At 65.2% G+C, this 18,437-nt stretch carries 16 protein-coding genes and 1 tRNA gene; 9 read left to right on the forward strand and 8 right to left on the reverse strand.

The genetic code is table 11. From position 1 onward, the window contains the following. Positions 1-41 precede the first annotated feature (41 nt). Positions 42-2,150, reverse strand: coding sequence for a penicillin-binding protein 1C (gene pbpC, locus JQ566_RS16105; RefSeq protein WP_212373585.1), 2,109 nt, complete (start codon positions 2,148-2,150; stop codon positions 42-44). Positions 2,151-2,273: 123 nt separating this feature from the next. Further along, positions 2,274-7,478, reverse strand: coding sequence for an alpha-2-macroglobulin family protein (locus tag JQ566_RS16110; protein WP_212373387.1), 5,205 nt, complete (start codon positions 7,476-7,478; stop codon positions 2,274-2,276). A 404-nt stretch (positions 7,479-7,882) separates the two neighbouring features. Here JQ566_RS16110 and JQ566_RS16115 point away from each other — a divergent pair. Both JQ566_RS16115 and JQ566_RS16120 read left to right on the forward strand, forming a co-directional pair. Continuing rightward, positions 7,883-7,959, forward strand: a tRNA-Arg gene (locus tag JQ566_RS16115). Positions 7,960-8,099: 140 nt separating this feature from the next. Then, entirely contained in the window at positions 8,100-8,318 is a 219-nt protein-coding gene (locus JQ566_RS16120) for a hypothetical protein (RefSeq protein ID WP_249139492.1), read from the forward strand. Between the two features lie 552 nt (positions 8,319-8,870). Here JQ566_RS16120 and JQ566_RS16125 read toward each other — a convergent pair. Next, entirely contained in the window at positions 8,871-9,014 is a 144-nt protein-coding gene (locus JQ566_RS16125; RefSeq protein ID WP_249139493.1) for a hypothetical protein, read from the reverse strand. A 215-nt stretch (positions 9,015-9,229) separates the two neighbouring features. Between JQ566_RS16125 and JQ566_RS16130 the strand changes: the two genes are divergently transcribed. Beyond that, positions 9,230-9,391 (forward strand): hypothetical protein, encoded by a 162-nt coding sequence (locus JQ566_RS16130; protein WP_212373390.1) that lies wholly within the window; start codon positions 9,230-9,232, stop codon positions 9,389-9,391. A 374-nt stretch (positions 9,392-9,765) separates the two neighbouring features. Here the strand turns inward: JQ566_RS16130 and JQ566_RS16135 are convergent, their stop codons facing one another. The 3 genes from JQ566_RS16135 to JQ566_RS16145 all read right to left on the reverse strand — a co-directional run bounded on the left by JQ566_RS16135 (position 9,766) and on the right by JQ566_RS16145 (position 11,258). Next, complete coding sequence (locus tag JQ566_RS16135) at positions 9,766-10,536, reverse strand: hypothetical protein (RefSeq protein ID WP_212373392.1); 771 nt, start codon at positions 10,534-10,536, stop codon at positions 9,766-9,768. A gap of 172 nt (positions 10,537-10,708) precedes the next feature. After that, positions 10,709-10,945 (reverse strand): hypothetical protein, encoded by a 237-nt coding sequence (locus JQ566_RS16140; RefSeq protein ID WP_212373394.1) that lies wholly within the window; start codon positions 10,943-10,945, stop codon positions 10,709-10,711. A 76-nt stretch (positions 10,946-11,021) separates the two neighbouring features. Continuing rightward, the gene (locus tag JQ566_RS16145) at positions 11,022-11,258 is read right to left on the reverse strand and encodes a hypothetical protein (RefSeq protein WP_100230447.1); all 237 of its coding nucleotides are present in this window, start codon (positions 11,256-11,258) and stop codon (positions 11,022-11,024) included. Positions 11,259-11,524: 266 nt separating this feature from the next. Between JQ566_RS16145 and JQ566_RS16150 the strand changes: the two genes are divergently transcribed. Further along, complete coding sequence (locus JQ566_RS16150) at positions 11,525-11,872, forward strand: DUF6481 family protein (protein ID WP_212373396.1); 348 nt, start codon at positions 11,525-11,527, stop codon at positions 11,870-11,872. Positions 11,873-12,000: 128 nt separating this feature from the next. Here JQ566_RS16150 and JQ566_RS16155 read toward each other — a convergent pair whose 3' ends face one another. After that, a complete protein-coding gene (locus JQ566_RS16155; protein WP_027574497.1) occupies positions 12,001-12,246 on the reverse strand; it encodes a pentapeptide MXKDX repeat protein in 246 nt (81 codons plus the stop codon). A gap of 331 nt (positions 12,247-12,577) precedes the next feature. On the opposite strand from JQ566_RS16155, the gene JQ566_RS16160 reads away from it, so the two are divergent. From JQ566_RS16160 to JQ566_RS16170, 3 genes are read left to right on the forward strand one after another with little or no spacing between them, the layout of a single operon-like run. Continuing rightward, positions 12,578-13,600 carry a TRAP transporter substrate-binding protein gene (locus JQ566_RS16160; protein WP_212373398.1) on the forward strand — a complete coding sequence of 341 codons (1,023 nt, stop codon included), beginning with the start codon at positions 12,578-12,580 and terminating at the stop codon, positions 13,598-13,600. Then, positions 13,597-14,151 carry a TRAP transporter small permease gene (locus tag JQ566_RS16165; RefSeq protein ID WP_212373400.1) on the forward strand — a complete coding sequence of 185 codons (555 nt, stop codon included), beginning with the start codon at positions 13,597-13,599 and terminating at the stop codon, positions 14,149-14,151. The genes JQ566_RS16160 and JQ566_RS16165 overlap by 4 nt, the downstream gene beginning before the upstream one ends. Beyond that, positions 14,148-15,506 (forward strand): TRAP transporter large permease, encoded by a 1,359-nt coding sequence (locus JQ566_RS16170; protein WP_212373403.1) that lies wholly within the window; start codon positions 14,148-14,150, stop codon positions 15,504-15,506. Before JQ566_RS16165 ends, JQ566_RS16170 begins: the two co-directional genes overlap by 4 nt. 117 nt (positions 15,507-15,623) lie before the next feature. Here JQ566_RS16170 and JQ566_RS16175 read toward each other — a convergent pair whose 3' ends face one another. After that, the gene (locus JQ566_RS16175; protein WP_212373404.1) at positions 15,624-16,307 is read right to left on the reverse strand and encodes a GntR family transcriptional regulator; all 684 of its coding nucleotides are present in this window, start codon (positions 16,305-16,307) and stop codon (positions 15,624-15,626) included. A gap of 219 nt (positions 16,308-16,526) precedes the next feature. Here JQ566_RS16175 and JQ566_RS16180 point away from each other — a divergent pair, with 219 nt between their 5' ends. After that, positions 16,527-17,150 carry a TRAP transporter small permease gene (locus JQ566_RS16180; RefSeq protein ID WP_434057822.1) on the forward strand — a complete coding sequence of 208 codons (624 nt, stop codon included), beginning with the start codon at positions 16,527-16,529 and terminating at the stop codon, positions 17,148-17,150. Continuing rightward, a complete protein-coding gene (locus tag JQ566_RS16185) occupies positions 17,150-18,415 on the forward strand; it encodes a TRAP transporter large permease (protein WP_212373405.1) in 1,266 nt (421 codons plus the stop codon). The genes JQ566_RS16180 and JQ566_RS16185 overlap by 1 nt, the downstream gene beginning before the upstream one ends. Positions 18,416-18,437: the final 22 nt, after the last annotated feature.

Genomic DNA, 18,437 nt, shown 5'->3' on the forward strand with positions numbered 1-18,437 from the left:
TTACGCTGAAACCGCCATCGCCACAACCGCTTAAGGCAGGGTCATTGAATTCGAATGACGACTGTGTCCGCGGCGCCCGTGGCGTCGATCACGGTGAGCCGGGCAAAGCCCGGACCGGGCGGATCGATCAGCCGCTGGCGGCGCCCGTCAATCTCGCCGAGCGCGGTGCCGTTAACCATGACCGTCATGGGCAGCACGCCGCCGGCGACTTTGACCGGCATGGCTGCGCTCTCCCGGCCACCCGATCGACCGACGTCGATCCGCGAGCCGTTGAGCGGAAACTGAATGTGCAGCGCCTGCTCGCCCCCGGCGCGCACCAGTTCCCCCACCGGGCGGAACCGCTTCAAGGGCAGCGGCAGCTTGGCGTTGCCGGCCACCAGGGTTCCCCTGGGCGCCTTCGGCAATGGGGCGAGCGTCTTGCCGGTCCGGGCGAAGGCGTCGAACAGGATCGGTGCGGCAGCGACGCGCCCGATCAGGCCGGGAACCGGAGCGCCGTCGGGCCGGCCGACCCAGACACCGATGGTCATGCGGCCGTCGAAGCCGACCGACCAGGCGTCGCGATAGCCGTAAGAGGTTCCGGTCTTGAAGGCGATCCGGTTGTGGGCTGCGTTCTCCGGCGGCGGCGTTCCCAGCAACACGTTGCCGACCTGCCAGGCCGCGACCTGATCCAGCAGCCGGAGCGGCTCGCGGTCGTCCTTGTCAGCCATGACCTCGCGCAACGGCTTGGTGGTGCCGAGACGGGCGAAGCCCGCATAGAGCTGGGCGAGGTCCTGGAGCGTGACGCCAACGCCACCGAGACCCATGGCGAGCCCTGGCGTCTCGTCCTTGGGCAAAACCAGATTGCCGCCGGCCTGGCGCAGCCGCGAGGTCAGACGGCTCGATCCGACGCGGTCGAGCAGCACGATGGCCGGCACGTTCAGCGACAATTGCAGCGCCTTTCTCACCGGCACCGTGCCCTGGAACGTCATGTCGAAATTCTCCGGCGCGTAGGAGCCGAAGCGAACCGGCCGGTCGTCGATCAGGCTCTCCGGATGGACGAAGCCATCCTCGAAGGCGAGCCCGTAGATGAAGGGCTTCAGCGTCGAGCCCGGTGAGCGGACGGCGCGGGTCATGTCGACCTGCCCTGCCCGGCTCTCGTCGAAATAATCGGCCGAGCCGACGCGGGCGAGCACGTCGCCGCTCTCATTGTCCACCACGATAATGCCGACCGAGATGTTGGGCCCGAGCGCAATGGCGCGGTCGCGCGCCAGCGGCTCCAGCACCTTCTGTAGGTTCGCATCGAGCGTCAGCTTGATGACCGGCGTATCCTTGACGGTCGACAGCGCGGTGTCGGAGGCATGCGGCGCCAGGATCGGCATCGGCTTGCGCAGCTTTGGCACGGGCACGGCCTTGGCCTGCTTGGCGTCGTCGGCACTGACCACCTGCTCCTCGACCATGCGGTCGAGCACCCGGTCGCGCGCCTTGCGAGCCGCCTCGGGATAGCGATCGAGCCGGCGCGTCTCCGGCGATTGCGGCAACGCCACCAGCAGCGCGGCCTCGGCCAGCGACAGCCGCTTCGGCTCCTTGCCGAGATAGGCGATCGACGCCGCACGGATGCCTTCGAGATTGCCCCCGTAAGGCGCGAGCGCGAGATAGAGATCGAGAATCTGCTCTTTGCTCAACCTCCGCTCCAGCTCGATCGCGCGCACGATCTGCCGCAGCTTCGCATGAAGCGAGCGGTGCCGCCGCGGCTCCATCAGTCGCGCGAGCTGCATTGTGATGGTCGAGCCGCCCGAGACGATGTGGCCGCGCGTTCCGAGCTGCAACGCCGCGCGCCCCAGCGCCAGCGGATCGATACCGTCATGGGCGTAGAAGCGCTGGTCCTCATAGGCGAACAGCAGTCTCAGGTAGGTCGGATCGACGTTGGTCTTGGCATCGACCGGCAGCCGCCAGCGCCCGTCCGCCATGGCATAGGCGCGCAGCAGCTTGCCGTTGCGGTCGACGATGGTGGTGGAGACCTGGCGCGCTTCGTCGAGTGGCAACGGGCCGAGGGAGTAGACCCAGCCGACGAAACCGATGATGGCAAGGATGATGGTGAGTGCGAGGGCGGAGAGGAGGCGATGACCCCTGCCCCGCACTCCGTCATGGCCGGGCTTGTCCCGGCCATCCACGTTGTTGCCCACGGCGCCACAATCCGTGGATGCCCGGGATATCTGCGCGAAGACGCGCTTCGCGCTTTTGCCCGGGCATGACGACGGAGTATGAGGCACGGCCTCGTTCATTCAATCACCATCTCACTTCGCCGCTCGCACCTCGACAGTGCCGGTGCCCGTGCGGCCATGGCGCGAGGGATTGTACATGTCCTCGACATAGGCCTGCGGCAGCACGTATTTGCCGGGCGAGACCGCGCGCACGACATAGGCGACGGTGAAGACCGACTTGGAGTCCGAGGCCCGGTCGACCGCCGCCGTGAAGCGGTCGTCGCGGAACTCGGTGTCTTCGGGCTCCTCGCCATCCTCGATCCAATCCAGCGTGCCGCTGTCGCCGGAGGACACCAGCTTCGGGTTGTCGATCTCGAGACCGGCCGGCAAGTAATCCGACACCATGATGTGACCGTATTCGGGCTTCGCCTCGGTGATCTTCAGCACCACCGCGAAGCGCTGGTTCTGCTTGACCTTGCTGATGTCGGCGGGCTTGCCGTCGAGCGTGAAGTAGCTGCGCTCGATCTTGAAGCCGTTCGACGCCGCCGGCTCCGGCGTCACCGGCGAGCCCGACACCGAGACCACCGCCTGCACCGGTGCGTCGCCGGTGTTGGTGATCTTCAGCGGCTTGCCGCTCAGCGTATCCGCCTTGTAGCTGCGGTACAGCGCAGTCTTGACCGGCTGGCCGTCGACCTCGATCGAGAGGTTCTCCTTGGCGAGCGCCCGCGCCGCCAGCACCAGCCACGCATTCTCCTGCGTGGAGGTGTAGGGCGTCAGCCCACGCGCGGTCTCAACCCGCGACACCGCCTGGGTCAGCGTCGCCTTCGGCGCATTGCCTTCGCTGGCGAGCGACACCAATGCTGCGGCATCGCGAAGCTGCGAGCCGTAGTCGGTGCGGCCGAACTCCAGCACCGGTTTTGGCGCGAGGCTGTCGAGCGCGGCACCGTACACTCGCTCGGCGCGATTGCGATCGCCGACCAGCGCCAGGGCTGCAGCAAGCTGCGACTTCGCGATCGGCGTTGCGAGGTTGGTGAGCTTGGTATCGGCGAGATAGCGAAGGTCGCCGATCGGAGCTGCGCCGTTACGCGCGAGCACGTAGAGGCCGTAGGCGAGATCGCGCCCGCCGTCCTTCTCCGGCTCGTTGGCATTGACGACGGAGTTTCTGATGCGGTCGAGCGCGTTCTTGAACAGCACGTCCGGCACCGCAAAGCCCTTTTCGCGGGCGCGAGTGAGGAAGTCCGTCACATACGCATCCAGCCAGGCATCGTCGCCGCCGGCCGACCACAGGCCGAACGAGCCGTTCGAGCCCTGGCGGGCCAGCAGCCGCTCGATCGCGTCGCGGATACGCTGGTCGATCTCGGTGTCCATGGCGAGGTGCGCGCCGGCCGCGAGCTCGTTGACGTAGAGCAGCGGCATGGCCCGGCTCGTGATCTGCTCCGAGCAGCCATAGGGATAGCGGTCGAGCGCCTTGAGGATCGTCGCCGCATCGAGCGCGGTCGACAGGCTGGCCGAGACCGAGACGCTGCCGGTGCCCGGCACGAGGTCGGAGAACATGTCCGAGGTCAGCGTCAGGCTCTCGCCCTTCGCCAGCGTCCGGATTGAGCGCCGTGCCAGCACCTGCGTTGCCGCCTTGACGTCGAACGCGTAGTGGCGGGCCAGCGCGAGGCCGTTCGGCCCCTTGATGTCGACGTCGAGCGTCGCCTGCCCCGCCGCCGTCGCATCGAGCGCGAGCGAGAACGAATTGCGCTGCTTGGCCGCGAGCTTGACCGTGGTGGCGGGATTGCCGGTCATCTTCACCGGGCCGCCGGTCTTGACGTTGATGACGTAGTCGCCGGCCTGGCCCTCGACATTGTCGATCTCGAGATTGACCGTGCCGTGGTCGCCGTTGAGCAGGAAGCGCGGCAGCGTCGTCGTCAGCACCACGGGATCGCGGATCACGACGTCGGTATTGGCGCGGCCGAGCTTGGTCGCGGTCCAGGCCACCGCCATCACGCGCGCGGTGCCGGCGAACTCCGGAATGTCGAAGCTCAAATCCGCGCTGCCGTCGGCAGCGACGGTGACGATGCCGGAATAGAGCGCGAGCGGCTTCTGCGCGGGCGGCGAGCCCTGCAGCTCGCCCGCACCGGCATCGCCGCCGGACTTGATCTGGCCGCGCGTGCCCGACATGCCATCGATCAGCTGGCCGTAGAGATCGCGGATCTCGGCGGTCAGGCGGCGCTGGCCGAGATAGTAATCGTCCGGCGCCGGCGGCTTGTAATTGGTGAGATTGAGGATGCCGACATCGACCGCGGCGATGACGACCTTGGCGTCCTCGCCCGGATTGAGGCCGTCGAGCTTGACCGGGATCTTCAGCGCGGAGTTCGGCCGGATCAGGGCCGGCGGCGCCAGCTTCACCTGCAACGTGCGGGTCTGCTTGTCGATGCCGAACCATTTCAGGCCGATCGCCCGGCCCGGCATGCGCTGGGCAGCCGCATCGAGCGGACGGCGCAGCGTCGCCACCACGTAGGCGCCGGTGCCCCAGTCCTTGCCGACCGTGAGCTTGACCTGCGCGGTACCTTCCTTGACGTTGATGGTCTGCGTCGTCAGCAGGCGGTCGCCGAGCACGTTGATGGTCAACTTGCCGGCGCTGCGCACATTGACAGAGACCGTCATGGTGTCGCCGGAGGCGTATTGCGGCTTGTCGATCGAGGTCTCCAAGAGATCCGGCGTGTCGGCGCTGCCGTCGGAGTACCAGCCGACGTCGAACTGCACCGAGGTCACCGGACCGTCCGCATCGTTCGATTTCACATCGAGCCGATAACGGCCGGGCTGCGGGCTGAGCGAGATGCGCGCCGGCTTGTCGGCCGCGATCGTGACGTCACCGTCGGCGACGCGCGAGGTCGACTTGACCGGCTCGTACTCCCAGTAATTGTTCTGGCGATACCACTGATACCGCGACTCCATCTTCAGGAGCTCGTAGCGCAGGCCGTCGCGGCGCAGCTTCTCGCCCTCAGGCGAGACGAACACGACGTCGAACTCGGCCTTGTCGCCCTCGGCGACGTTCTTGTCGCCGAACAGGGGCTTGATGCCGATCTGCGCCGTGGCGGGCGCGACCGGCAGCACGATCTTGCGCTCGACGGCGCGCCCGCCGGTCTCGACCATGCGGACGAATATCTGCGCCTCCTGCGGCCGCGTCGAGGCCGGCTGCTTGTCCAGCGTCACCGGGAAGGTCGCGACGCCATTGGCGTCGGCCTCGGGCAGGTTCTCCAGCGGCGTGCGCTCGTTCGAGGTGGTCTCCTCGTCGTCGACGCCGAACTGATAGCCGGCAAAGCCAGGACGTTCGCTCGCAGGCGCCACCAGCATGTCGCCTTCGAGCGCGAGGCCCGAAGCCGGCGCGCCATAGAGGAAATGACCGTCCGCCTTCAGCTCCACTGGAGCGTTAGCCTTGATCAGCTTGTCCTTGGCGGACAAGTCGAATTCGATCCTGTCAGGGACGTAATCCTCGACCATGAAGGTGGTCTCGCCGACCGAGGAGCCCTTCGGATCGGTGAAGGCGCGCACCCGCCACGTCCCGGTCGGGACGGCCGAATTGAGCGGCACGGCCAGCGTACGGCCGCCGGCACCCTGATCCGCCAGCACGGCGCGGCGGAATTCGACACCGTCAGGACGCTCGATCACCAGCGTCATCGGCCCGCCGGTGACGGCATTGCCCTGCCCGTCGCGCAAGAGCGCGGTGAGGAAGACGGTCTCGCTGGAGCGGTAGACGCCGCGCTCGGCATAGACGAAGGCATCGGCGCCGGCAGGCACCGCGCGCCCCGAGACGCCGCGGTCGGACAGATCAAAGGCTGAGGTCTTCAGGCTGAGGAAGGCATAGTCGGCTTTCTCGCCCGTGACCGTCAGCATCGCCGGCGACAGACCGCCCTCGCCGCGCGCAAGGCCGGCCTCGAACAGCACGTGGCCGGACTCGTTGGTCTTGCGGGTCGCCAGGATCTCGTTGTTGCGGGCGACCAGCCGCACCTCGGCCTTGCCGACCGGATCGGTCGAAGCCAGCGAATTGACGAAGACGTGGATGCCGTCATTGCCGGAGTAAGCGGAGACGCCGAGATCGGAGACGATGAACCATTGCGTCGCGAGCTGGTAGTCGTCGTCCGAGCCTGGGCCCTTGGCCGCGGCGGTCATGACATAGACGCCGGGCTGGAGCTCTCCCAGCGCCTGGTCGACCGGGAATGCCGTGGTGACGTCCTGGTTCAGCGTCATCGCGGTCGAAAGCTCGCCGGACCAGACCTTGACGCCGCGCTCGTCGCCGAGATCTGAGAGCTGGTATTTGGACAGCGTCTTCTGGAAGTCGCTGTCGACCACCGTGTTGATCAGATTGCGGTCGCCGATCCTGAAGACGTTGATGTTCACCGCGGGCGTATTGACGCTGACCACGGGAATGCCGCGCTGGCCGGTCTTGGGAAGCACATAGGCGCGGCTGGTGAAGCGCACGAACGGCTTGCGATCGCGCACATAGATGTTGAACTCGGCTGATTTCGGCAGCCCCTCCTTCACGGTGGACGGCAGGCCGGCGCGCAGATTGATGTTGTAGCGCTCGCCGTGCTTCAGCCCGTCGACGCAGAGCTGCTTGCCTTCGGCCGACAGCGCCGGCTTGTCCTGCCCCGCCAGCGCCAGGAACGGTGCGAAATCGGTGCGCTTGGCAAGCTCTTCCGAGAACTGGAAGCAGGCACGCGGGCTCGCCGAATCCGAGTCCACGGTATAGTCGAGCAGCCGGAAGCCGTGCTCGTCGCGCATCTTCTCGTATTGGCCGCGGACGTCGGCGACCTCACGCAGGTCGAGCGACAGCCGCAGTGAATCCAGCGCCGGCCGCCACAGCTTGCGTTCGGCCAGCGACTTGCCGAGCACGGCGAGCGCGTCGGCCTCCTCGCCCGGATTGCCGGCTCGCTGATAGGCGATGTAGGCCGCGGTCGAGGCGCGCTCCAGCAGGAAGGTCTGCTCGCTCGAGCTCTTCGGCGAGATCTGGAAGATGGCCTTGGCGAGCCGCAGCCAGTTGCCGGCATCCTCGGGCGTGGTCGCGGCGATCTGGCCGAGCACCGAGAGGCCGGTGCGATAATCATTGCGCCGGAAGGCGGCGTCGGCGTCCGTCTTCAGCGTCGCGCTGGTCTTGGCGACCGGTCCCGCCTCGCTCTTGATCTGGGCCTCCAGCTTGATCGCAGAATCGGCGAGATCGTCGCGTTTGAAGGCCTTGTCGGCGGCCTGCGCCGCGACAAGGCCGAGCGCCAGCGCGGCGCAGATTGTGACGGCGCGAACAAGACCGATCATGGATGGACTCCCGGAAATCGCGGACGAACGCCGCTTGTCGCATGAAATGCGCGGAAAGGTGACGGACTCAAGGCGATGGAACCAGAGGTGCAAATCGTCGCATTCGCCATGACAAGGCAAGCCCAGAGGAGACCGATCGAGATACCGCCGCGCACGCCGTCCTGATGGCGCAGCACTACCAGACCAGTCGACCGGCGGCGGTGTCCCGGAAGCTGTTCAGCGGTCCCGGCGATGTGATCCATCGTCCAGTCCGCTGCCGCTCAACCCGGCACCCTGACACCCCACCGTTCCGCTTTGTCGCCGCATTGAGGAAAACGGTTCGGTTCAGGCTTGGCGAAACACCAGATTTTTCATATTGGCATGCTAGATGAACGGCCAGCCGCCCAAACCGGCCGGCTCAAGACGGTCCCGTAGCTCAACTGGATAGAGTAGCGGACTTCTACTCCGCGGGTTGCAGGTTCGAGTCCTGCCGGGATCGCCAGTCCATTGCCAGTCAGCCGCCCTTCACGAACGCGTGGGTAACCATATGCCGGCCTTTGCACGGCGCCGATCAGCCTTATGTAAGCGCCGGGCAAGATGCGCCCGACAGGTTTCTTGATGCAGCAATCCGAGTTGACGAGAATGGCGATCGCATCTGCGGTCGCGATCGTTGCGATATCGTATTTGGCAGTCGACGCTGGCGTGGTGAACACCAATGTGGTCACGAGGCCCGTCAAGATGGCCCAGGCCTCGATCATTGGCGCCGCAATGGGCCAGCATCGCCTTGCCTTCGCCGTTCAGGATTGGACGCGCCGCGGCCACGAGAAGCCGCAACTGGAGCATTGCCTGGCGGTCGACTGATTGACGCGCCCTCCTTCCGGGCTATCGACAAAATTCATCCTTCACCACCCGCCGACTGGTGATCCCGCCACCACCGCGCAATGGCAGCGGTGAGATTGCCCCACACTTCCGTCGGAAGATCCGGGCGATATCGTCAAGCTGTCGGTGAATGCCGACGCCGTACCGAAGACGGAGGCCGCCTGAAACACCAAGCCCCTTCGGGGCTTTTTGTTTGTTCACGCTCCGACTCCCCTTCGTTCGCAAAGCACGAATCGCGATCACAAATCGAAGGGCCGAGCATTCGTTAATGACTGGTTCAATCCGAGCGATCATGCACTCACGAGGACGGCCGCAGCTGCCGCGGAACGAATGTTCCTTCCTGCCTAGCGTGGGAAGTTGCCTCCAGCCGTACAGGATTTCAGCACCGCGGATCGATACGGAACGAACGCGCGATCACAGCGTTCGACAACCGACTTGAGTGGTGCCGACCTGCCAGCCCCGGTCGGCTTTGAAGAACCCCGTGCTGTCCCCCGAGCACGGGGTTTTTCTCATGGTTCTCTCTTGGGGAGCGGCCTACCAGCTGGTGCGGATGCGCCCGGCGGCATCCGGCGGGTCCCCTTGCTCCTCGCGCGGATTGCGGGCGAGCTGATGCCATGCCAGGGCCAGCTGAATCAGTCGTTGCCGATCGGCGCCTTCAGACGCCGCAGCCAGCTTCATTGCGGCCTCGGCTTCGTGCTGTGGGTCGTACTTGGTACACATGACCGACTTTAGACGGCCGATCTGGACAAGCGCATGTCAATTTCGCCCGTATGATTGCGGGGTGACTTCCTCGCCGCACAGGCTTCGTTCGAGGGATCTGTGAACTGCGTCACAGCCTGCCCCCGGCATCTCCGCTAAACAGCGCTTCTACGCTCCACGGTGGAGTTCAGGCCATGACACGCAAAGCAGCAGCCGAGATCGTCGTCCCGACACAACGACATAGGTCCGATCTGCTCGGCATCGCCTATCTCGGGACCATCGCCATCGTGATGCTGGCCTGGATCGCCGGCCTGGTCTGGGCCGCGATCGCATTCTTCAGCTGGCTCGTGTCCTGACGCGCGAGGCGATGCGCGCAACGGTCGTGCGCCTAAGTGCGATGAGATGAATCTTCATCGCACTGGAGTTGTTGTTGAGCATGATCCTTTTCGGAAAACACGCCGCGCAGTCTTCCGGATCACACTCCAGCTAGAACAGGTAAGGCAGCAGCTGCGAGAGTTTGATCCCGCCGCAAACGATCATGGCCCACAGCGCCATGCTGATCTGGATGGCATCCAGCATGTCCCACATCCCCGCGAATCATCCCGACATTTTTCTTTGAGACTTGCGTCAGGCGGCAACGAGCGCCAGCGCTAATTTGAAGCAATCGCCCCTGTGCAAAAAAAGAGGCGGGCCTGGGCCCGCCTCCGTGCGCCAATCCGGCCTGGAAAACTCAGTAGCATGCGCGGGGATCGGCCTGCACATATTGGCCGTTCGGATAGCGGTAATAGCAGGTGCCCTGCGCCCAGTAGTAGCCGGGCTGGGACGCAGCGGTCGCGCCGGCGATTGCGCCCGTCGCGCCGCCGACAACCGCGCCTGCCGCAGCCCCTGTTGCATTGCCTGAGATCAGGCCGCCCAGCAGGCCGCCGACGATCGCGCCGCCAAGCGCGCTGGCGCCGGGATCGGCCGGTGGCGGAGGCGGAGGTGGCGGCGCATAGGCGACCGGAGGCGGGGCATAGGCCACCGGCACGTCGTCGATATAGTCGTCTGAGATGTAGGCAGGCGGGCCAGCCATGCGCTGCGGATAATAATACCAGACGCCGCCCACGTCCCACCACCAGCCGGAGCGGCCGTTGCGGACCTCATGGCGCCAACGCCCGCCGTCCCAAGCGCGGTTGCCGCGATAGGCCTGTCCGTCCCAATCGCGCGTCGGTGCGGGCCCCCTGGCGTAATTGCGTCCGGACGGCGGGCCGCCCGCGTTGCGCGGACCGGGAGCGGAATGAGGCCGGCTATCCGGCTGCGGCGTGGGCTGGGCCGCCTGCCGCGGCCGCGGGCCCCTGTGCATGTCCTGATTAGTCGGGGACGGCGCTCCCGCACTCGGACGGGCCGCGGGCTGGCCAGCGTCCCTCGATGGCCTGGCGTCCTGCGCCTGCGCCGACAGCGCGAGCAACGACATGGCCGAAATCACGGGAATGATGATCTTCATGCGTCTGGACGCACTCATGCGTGCTCGCCCCCTACTCTCTCGATGGCCGCGGGCCCTGGCGCGCTCGACGAATCGCCGCGCGCCGGGCTGATGCCGGCCGACACAACTGCCCTGCTTGATCGACTAAGTCCCGTTACAAATGATTAAGATCAGGGCATTTTTCGGCCCTACCGGCCACGCTGAAGCGCGCCTAGCGAGCCGGCTCGATCACATTGCAGTTGCTTCGCCCGGACATCAGGCAATCCTGCATCTTGCTGGCTGCGGTGAGATCCCGGGCAAGCCACCAGCCGACGCCGAGGATCACGACCGCGATGATCAATCCCGCGATCGCGCCGCGGCGGTCGCCGCCCGACTGGCGCTCGGGTTGACGGTTCGGTCGAGGATTGGGCTCCTCGCCGGGTTTGGATCTGGACTCTGGCTTCGACATGGCCGTCCGGTCGCGCTGGCGAGCCGGCTTTATCACCTCTGCGGCGTCACGTCACATCCCGATCAGCCGGCCCAATTCAGCCCCGGGTCTGCCGAATCGCATCCCGGCGCAAGGTTTCGACCGCCGGAATTGCCTCCTGGACCCGCGGTGCGCAGCTCGTGAGCACCAATGCGGTCCGGGTGCATTCCCAATCCGCCCCCAGCACCGCACTCTCGATGGGCTGCGGACGAACGAGCAGCAGTGCGGCGCCGGCCACGCTTGCCAGGGCGAAGGCAATCGCGAGCGCCTTAAGGCTTGGTCTTGAGATCGTCATGCCCGTGCTCCGTCTCGTACCGGGCGGACGCTAGGCGTCGCCCGCGTGCGCCCTTATGAGGGACATCACAATTCAGCAGTTTTTCCGGGCTACGAGAGATCGTCGGAGGGGGCGATTTTTCGTTGACCTGATCGGCTGCGATTATGGGTGGCTTCGCGACGCGCGCCGATGTACACGCTTCTGCGTCACGTTGCGCCTGCTATGCCCAGCCGACGTACCAACAGGCACCGATGTAGGATCGAAAGCGAGGAAGACAAGGCTCGTCGATGAGTGGATTCAGGGAACCCGGCTTTACAGACCGGCAAAAGGCGGCACAGGAAGCCCGCAAGAATCTTTTGAACAAATTCAAATCGCAACCGGGACCTGACGATCCGGCCGTGGTTGCGCGCCGTGCTGAACGTGAGGCACTCGCGGCCAAGCGCGCCGAAGCGAAGGCTGCGCGCGAGGCGGAAAAGGCCGAGCAGAAGCGTCTCGAGGAAGAAACCAAGGCCGCCGAAGCCGCACGGATCGCGCTCGAGGCCCAGGAAGCCGCCGAGAGACAGGCTGCCCTCGAAGCCGAGCAAAAGGCCAAGCGCGATGCGCGCTACGCCGCCCGCAAGGCCAAGCGCAAGTAAGGGTCGCTGCTCACGTTCAATTGAACTTGAACGAAAGCACCATTCCGGAGGCGGTCTCAAAGGCCGCCGCCGGAATTCGCGAGTGCGCGGCCCGCCCGAGGCGGGCGCTGCGCGACGACGCCGAAGGATCAATTCTTCTTCATCATCCCGTCGTCTTTCTTCATGCCGTCCTTCGACATGTGGTCCTTCTTCATGCCGTCGTCCTTGGACATGGTGTCCTTCTTCATCATGCCGTCCTTGGACATCGTGTCCTTTTTCATCATGCCGTCATCCTTGCTCATCTTGTCCTGAGCAAAGGCGGCCGGGGCAAACGCGAGGCCAAGCGAAAGAGCGGCAGCCGAGACGCCGAGCACGATGCGGGTGCGAATGGTCATGGTTCATCTTCCCTTCGAGATGGTGTTGTCAGCGACGGACGCCGCTATTTGATCTCGACGGATCGACATCCGGACTTGTTACGCCGCCGCCGGTAAATTTTGGCGAGCCCACCGCTATCCGTTGTACGGCGTATTCCGCGCTCGCAACCGGGATCGGAAGTGTGCAGCGCAGCACGGCCGGCACTTGCCGGGGCATTCGGTCTCGAACTATCAAATGAGAGAAGATCGGGTGGAAGACCGGCTAGGATGGGCCTGAACGCCGGTCTGACAAGACCCGACCCAAATCACGCCGACAAGAACAGTCCAAAGAAACGTTCAAGGGGATCACACCATGATTACGCGCCGACATCTGATCGCGACCGCCGTCGCGACACCCGCCATCCTGCGCTTCGGCACCGGCACCGCGCAGGCCGCGACCACGCTGAAGATCTCACATCAATTTCCGGGCGGCACCATCGACAAGGGCGATTTCCGCGACCGGCTCTGCCGCATGTTCGCCGCTGAAGTTGCCAAGCGCAGCAACGGCGACATTGCCGCCGAGATCTATCCGAACTCATCGCTGATCAAGACCAACGCGCAGTTCTCCGCGATGCGCAAGGGCGCGCTCGACATCTCGCTCTATCCGATGCCTTATGCCGGCGGCGAGCTGCCGGAAACCAATATCGGCCTGATGCCGGGCCTGGTGACCACCTACGACCAGGGCCTGCGCTGGAAGAAGGAGCCCGTCGGCAAGACACTGACCGACTTCCTCGCCGACAAGGGCATCATCCTGCTCACCTGGGTCTGGCAGGCCGGCGGCGTCGCCAGCCGCTCCAAGCCGATCGTCGCGCCCGAGGAAGCCAAGGGCATGAAGGTGCGCGGCGGCTCGCGCGAGATGGACATGGTGCTGCAGACCGCCGGCGCCTCGGTGCTGTCGGTGCCTTCGAACGAAATCTACGCGGCGATGCAGACCGGCGCCTGCGATGCCGGCATCACCTCCTCCACCAGCCTGATCTCGTTCCGCCTCGAAGAGGTCGCGAAGTCCCTGACTTCGGGCGCGGGCACCTCGTACTGGTTCATGCTCGAGCCGCTGATGATGTCGAAGGCGATCTTCGACAAGCTGCCGAAGAACCATCAGGACATCCTGCTCGCGGTCGGCACCGAGCTCGAAGCCTTCGGCCGCAAGGGCGCGCAGGACGACGACGTCGAGGTCGCCAAGGTCTACGAGAAGGCCGGCGCCAAGGTCTCGGTGCTCGATGCCGCCACCGTCGGCAAATGGCGTGACATCGCGCGCGACACCGCGTGGAAGGATTACAGCGCCAAGACCGCGACCGCCGCAAACCTGCTCAAGCTCGCCATCGACGTCGCGGCATGAGCCACGGTCCGCTTCCGGATCGTGACGACCAGGCGAGCGTTGCCGCAGGGACCGGCCCTGCGGCGGCAATCGATCGCGGTCTCGCCGTCCTCAACAGCATCATCGTCGTGTTCGCCGCGATCGCGCTGGTCGCGGCCTGCACCATCCTGAGCTACAGCGTGCTGAGCCGCGCGCTGTTCAAGGCCGCCAATTACTGGCAGGACGAGGCCGCCGTGTTCCTGCTGGTCGGCGCCACCTTCATGACCGCCGCCTATGTGCAGCAGAACCGCGGTCACATCGGCATCGAGGCCTTCGTCGGCCTGCTGTCGCCATTCGCGAACCGGGTCCGGCTCTGGCTGGTCGACGCCGCGACGTTCCTGTTCTGCGCCTTCTTCACCTGGAAATCCTGGACACTGGCCCACGAGGCCTATGTCGACGGCCAGGTCTCGAACTCGATGTGGTCCCCGCCACTCGCCATTCCCTATTCGCTGATGGCGTTCGGGATGAGCCTGCTCTGCATCCAGATCCTCGTGCAGCTTGCGCTGCCCTTCACCGGAGCCAGGCGTTCATGAGTGTCTTCGGTATCGGCCTCGCCTACGGGATTGCGACCCTGCTGGTGATGTTCTCAGGGATGCCGATTGCGTTCGCGCTCGGCGCGGTCGCGGTCGTGTTCATGGGCATCTACATGCCCTCGGCCTCGCTCGATACGGTGACGCAGAACGTCTACGAGGAAATGGCCTCGATCACGCTGCTGTCGATCCCGCTCTTCATCCTGAAGGGCGCCGCGATCGGCAAGTCGCGCGCCGGCCAGGATCTCTATTCGGCCCTGCATGCCTGGCTGCATCGCGTCCCCGGCGGCTTAGGGGTCGCCAACGTCTTCGCCTGCGCGCTGTTCGCGGCGATGGCGGGCTCGAGCCCGGCGACCTGCTCGGCGATCGGTTCGGCCGGCATTCCCGAGATGCGCAAGCGCGGTTATTCCGGCGGTTTTGCCGCAGGCATCATCGCCGCCGGCGGCACACTCGGCATCCTGCTGCCGCCCTCGATCACCATGATCCTGTTTGCGGTCGCGGCCGAAAAGTCGCTGGGGCGACTGTTCCTCGCCGGCATCGGGCCGGGCCTGCTGCTGGTCACCCTGTTCGGAGCCTATGCCGTGATCCGCTTCCGCCAGGAATATGCCGCGGCCGAAGCGGCCTACAAGAATGGCGGCCCGGAGGCTGCGATCCTGATCCGCGACGAGTACACGCTCGCCGAACGCTTCAGCGTGCTGCCGCGGGTGATCCCGTTCGTGCTGCTGCTCACCGGCGTCATGATCGCCCTCTATGGCGGCTACGCCACCCCGTCGGAGACCGCCGGCCTCGGCGGCCTCCTGGCACTGGCGCTGATCGCCGCGATCTACAGCGTGTGGCGGCCGGGTGACCTCGCGCCCATCATGAAATCGACGATCCGGGAATCGACCATGCTGATGATGATCATCGGCATGTCGCTGCTTTATTCCTACGTGATGAGCTATCTGCACATCTCGCAATCGGTCGCCGAATCCATCGTCGCGATGCACCTGCCGCGCTGGGAACTGCTGTTCGCGATCCTCGTCATGGTCGTCGTGCTCGGCTTCTTCCTGCCGCCGGTCTCGATCATCCTGATGACGGCGCCGATCATCCTGCCACCGCTCCGCGCCGCCAATTTCGACATCATCTGGTTCGGCGTGGTCATGACCATCGTGATGGAGATGGGTTTGATCCATCCACCGGTCGGCCTCAACATCTTCGTCATTCGCAACGTCGCGCCGGACATCCCCTTGCGCGAGGTGATCTGGGGCACGTTGCCGTTCGTGCTGCTGATGATGCTGGCGGTGCTGCTGCTGTGCTTCGTGCCGGGGATTTCGACCTGGCTGCCGGATCTGGTGATGGGGCCGGACGGCAGCAGGTGACGCTGCGGTAGCTATCGTAGGGTGGGCAAAGCGAAGCGTGCCCACTACCTGTCGGCGATCAGGAAGAGATGGTGGGCACGGCGCTGCGCGCCTTTGCCCACCCTACGAGTGTAGTTGTTATGGCTCGCTCTTCCGCCGTGACTTCGGCGCCGTCGCCACCACCTGCAACAGATCCTTGCGCACAGCTTCGATGTGCCGCTCCAGGAACCGACAGGCCTCCTCGACCTTCCCTGCGCGACAGAGCGCGACCAGCTGGGCGTGCTCCTTCTCGGCAATGCCCATCGCCTTGGTGTTGGAGAGCTGCAGGCGGGTGTAGCGGTCGCTGGTCTGGAGCAGCGACAGCACGATCGCGCGCGTGCGGGGCTGCGGCGCGTGAACATAGAGCGCCATGTGGAAGTCGGCGTTGAGCTGGCCCCATTCGCTGACGTTCCTCGCCTTGATCGCCTTCTCGAAGCTCCTGTGGATGTCGTCGAGCCCCTCGAAATCCTCCGCGGTGAAGCGCGGCGCCGACTGCGCCAGCAATCGCGGCTCCAGGATGCGGCGCAGGTCGAAGACGTCGTTGATCTCATCCAGCGACAGCTCCGAGACGATGGCGCCCTTCTGCGGCACGATCCGCACCAGCCCTTCGGCCTCGAGCTGGAATAGCGCCTCGCGCACCGGGATGCGGCTGACGCCATAGGCATCCCCAAGCGCGTCCTGGCGCAGTTGCGATCCGGCCGGATAGGTGCCGTCGAGGATCGCCTGCCGGAGCTGGTCGACGATCGCAGCCGACAAGGTGCGATGCTTCAGAGGCTGTCTCATCTGATCGTCTGTTGTCCTTCTCGACTCGTTCGGCCGAAGCGGTCCCTGTCTTGCATGTTGAGGGGGCCGGCAAAAGCCGAGCACGCCGCAAAAGCAAAGTGCCCAGCATAAGCGCGCCCAGCCGCCGAAATGACCGCAAACTCCGTTTGACTCCCAAAATGTATAAATTATACATTTGGCAATCGCACGACAAATCTTTCGGGGGCTGGGGCCTCTTTCATGATCGAGCAGACCATGCCGGCCACGCACGCGCTCAGCCTCCGACATACGATCGTCCGGATGTCGAGCGCCCTGCTCGCCTTCGAGCGTCTGGCGCTGATGGGCCTGATGTACCTGCTCACCGGGTTGATCCTGGTGAACGTCGTCACCCGCTACTCGCATTTCCCGATCTACTGGATCGATGAATCCGCCGTCTATTGCGTGGTCTGGCTGACCTTCATCGGCGCCTCCGCCATGACGCGGCTGCGGCTCGACTTCGCGGTCAACATGTTGACGGAGCGTCTTTCGCCGCAGCACCAGAAGATCGCCAAGGTGATTTCGACCGGCCTCGTCGTCGTGTTCGGCGTCGCCCTGATCGTCACCTGCGTGCTCTGGATGGACCCGGTCGGGCTCGCCCGCGCCGGTTTCGACGGGCGCAAGCTCGCGGCCGAGACCTTCAACTTCCTCTACACCGAGCGCACCCAGACGCTGAACTGGCCGACCTGGATGCTTTATCTGACGCTGCCGATCTTCGCGGTGTCGATGACCATCCACGGTCTCGCCAATCTCTTGGAAGATCTCGAGCTGGTCCCGCGTACGCCACTGACGGGCTTTCAGCTCTCCGAGCTGGACGGGGTCAACTGATGATCACGTCAGCGGCTTTCATGGCGTTCATGCTGGTCGGCGTGCCGATCGGCCTGTGCCTGTGCCTCGCCGGCCTGGTCTACATCGCCGCGTCCGGCAACCCGGTGCTGTTCCAGTCCTATCCGCTCCAGTTGTTCGGCGGCGTCGACAGCTACGGCCTGATTGCCATTCCGCTCTTCATCCTGATCGGCGAGATCATGAACGGCGGCGGCATCACGCGACGCATCGTCGACATGGCGATGGCGTTCGTCGGCTCGCTCAAGGGCGGGCTCGCCTACGTCAACATCCTCGCCAACATGTTCATCTCCTCGATCCTGGGATCGGCGACCGCGCAGGTCGCGATCATGGCCCAGATCATGGTGCCGGAGATGGAGAAGAAGGGCTACGACAAGACCTTCGCGGCGGGCCTGACCGCCTATGGCGGCATGCTCGGCCCGATCATCCCGCCCTCGGTGATGTTCGTGGTCTACAGCGTGCTGGCGCAGGTCTCGGTCAGCGACATGCTGATCGCCGGCATCGTGCCGGGCGTCATTCTCACGGTGATGTTCTGCCTCGTCATCGCGCTGATGGGATACATCTACAACTATCCCCGCGCGGACCACCAGACGCCGCGCCAGCGCGTCATGACCATCCTGCGGACCTCGCCGACGCTGCTGATCCCGATCGTCATCGTCGGCACCATCCTTGGCGGCCTCGCCAACGCCACGGAATCGGCGGCAGTCGGTGCGGTCGCAGCGGCGCTGGTCGGAAAATACTGGACCAAAGAATTCAAGTTCTCGCAGCTGCCGCAGATGATGCTGCGCAGCGCCATCTATTCGGCGATCGTGCTGTTCCTGGTGGCGGCTGCGGCCGTGTTCTCCTGGGTCCTGATCTTCGGCAAGGTGCCGCAGGAGACCGCCGCCTGGATCCAGACGGCCGCCAAGGACCCGGTCAGCTTCATGCTGATCTGCAACGTCATCCTGCTGGTGATCGGCACTGTCATCGACGGCATTCCCGGCCTGATCATGACCGTGCCGATCCTGCTGCCCGTTGCGACCGAGGTCTATCACATCGATCCCCGGCAGTTCGGCGTCGTGGTGGTGATCAACCTCGTGCTCGGCCTTTTGTCGCCGCCGGTCGGGCTCTGCTTCTTCGTCGCGGCCGCTGTCACCGGCGCCAAGCCCGGCAAGATGTTCATGGTGACGCTGCCCTTCTTCGTCATCTCCTGCGTCCTCCTGGTGCTGCTCTCGCTCTACCCGTCACTCTCGCTGATCCTCGTCAAATAGGCCTATCCGAAAGGAACCCGAC

Origin of the sequence: Bradyrhizobium sp. SZCCT0231, from assembly GCF_018130245.1 — a bacterium.
Taxonomy (GTDB): Bacteria; Pseudomonadota; Alphaproteobacteria; order Rhizobiales; family Xanthobacteraceae; genus Bradyrhizobium; species Bradyrhizobium japonicum_F.

Bases quoted from the DNA above. Each gene is read 5' to 3' on its own strand.
- JQ566_RS16185 (WP_212373405.1), top strand. From the start codon at position 17,150: ATGATCACGTCAGCGGCTTTCATGGCGTTCATGCTGGTCGGCGTGCCG.
- JQ566_RS16125 (WP_249139493.1), bottom strand. From the start codon at position 9,014: ATGAAGCTGGCTGCGGCGTCTGAAGGCGCCGATCGGCAACGACTGATT.
- JQ566_RS16110 (WP_212373387.1), bottom strand. From the start codon at position 7,478: ATGATCGGTCTTGTTCGCGCCGTCACAATCTGCGCCGCGCTGGCGCTC.
- JQ566_RS16130 (WP_212373390.1), top strand. From the start codon at position 9,230: ATGACACGCAAAGCAGCAGCCGAGATCGTCGTCCCGACACAACGACAT.
- JQ566_RS16135 (WP_212373392.1), bottom strand. From the start codon at position 10,536: ATGAGTGCGTCCAGACGCATGAAGATCATCATTCCCGTGATTTCGGCC.
- JQ566_RS16165 (WP_212373400.1), top strand. From the start codon at position 13,597: ATGAGCCACGGTCCGCTTCCGGATCGTGACGACCAGGCGAGCGTTGCC.
- JQ566_RS16160 (WP_212373398.1), top strand. From the start codon at position 12,578: ATGATTACGCGCCGACATCTGATCGCGACCGCCGTCGCGACACCCGCC.
- JQ566_RS16150 (WP_212373396.1), top strand. From the start codon at position 11,525: ATGAGTGGATTCAGGGAACCCGGCTTTACAGACCGGCAAAAGGCGGCA.
- JQ566_RS16140 (WP_212373394.1), bottom strand. From the start codon at position 10,945: ATGTCGAAGCCAGAGTCCAGATCCAAACCCGGCGAGGAGCCCAATCCT.
- JQ566_RS16175 (WP_212373404.1), bottom strand. From the start codon at position 16,307: ATGAGACAGCCTCTGAAGCATCGCACCTTGTCGGCTGCGATCGTCGAC.
- JQ566_RS16120 (WP_249139492.1), top strand. From the start codon at position 8,100: ATGGCGATCGCATCTGCGGTCGCGATCGTTGCGATATCGTATTTGGCA.
- JQ566_RS16180 (WP_434057822.1), top strand. From the start codon at position 16,527: ATGATCGAGCAGACCATGCCGGCCACGCACGCGCTCAGCCTCCGACAT.
- JQ566_RS16170 (WP_212373403.1), top strand. From the start codon at position 14,148: ATGAGTGTCTTCGGTATCGGCCTCGCCTACGGGATTGCGACCCTGCTG.
- JQ566_RS16145 (WP_100230447.1), bottom strand. From the start codon at position 11,258: ATGACGATCTCAAGACCAAGCCTTAAGGCGCTCGCGATTGCCTTCGCC.
- JQ566_RS16155 (WP_027574497.1), bottom strand. From the start codon at position 12,246: ATGACCATTCGCACCCGCATCGTGCTCGGCGTCTCGGCTGCCGCTCTT.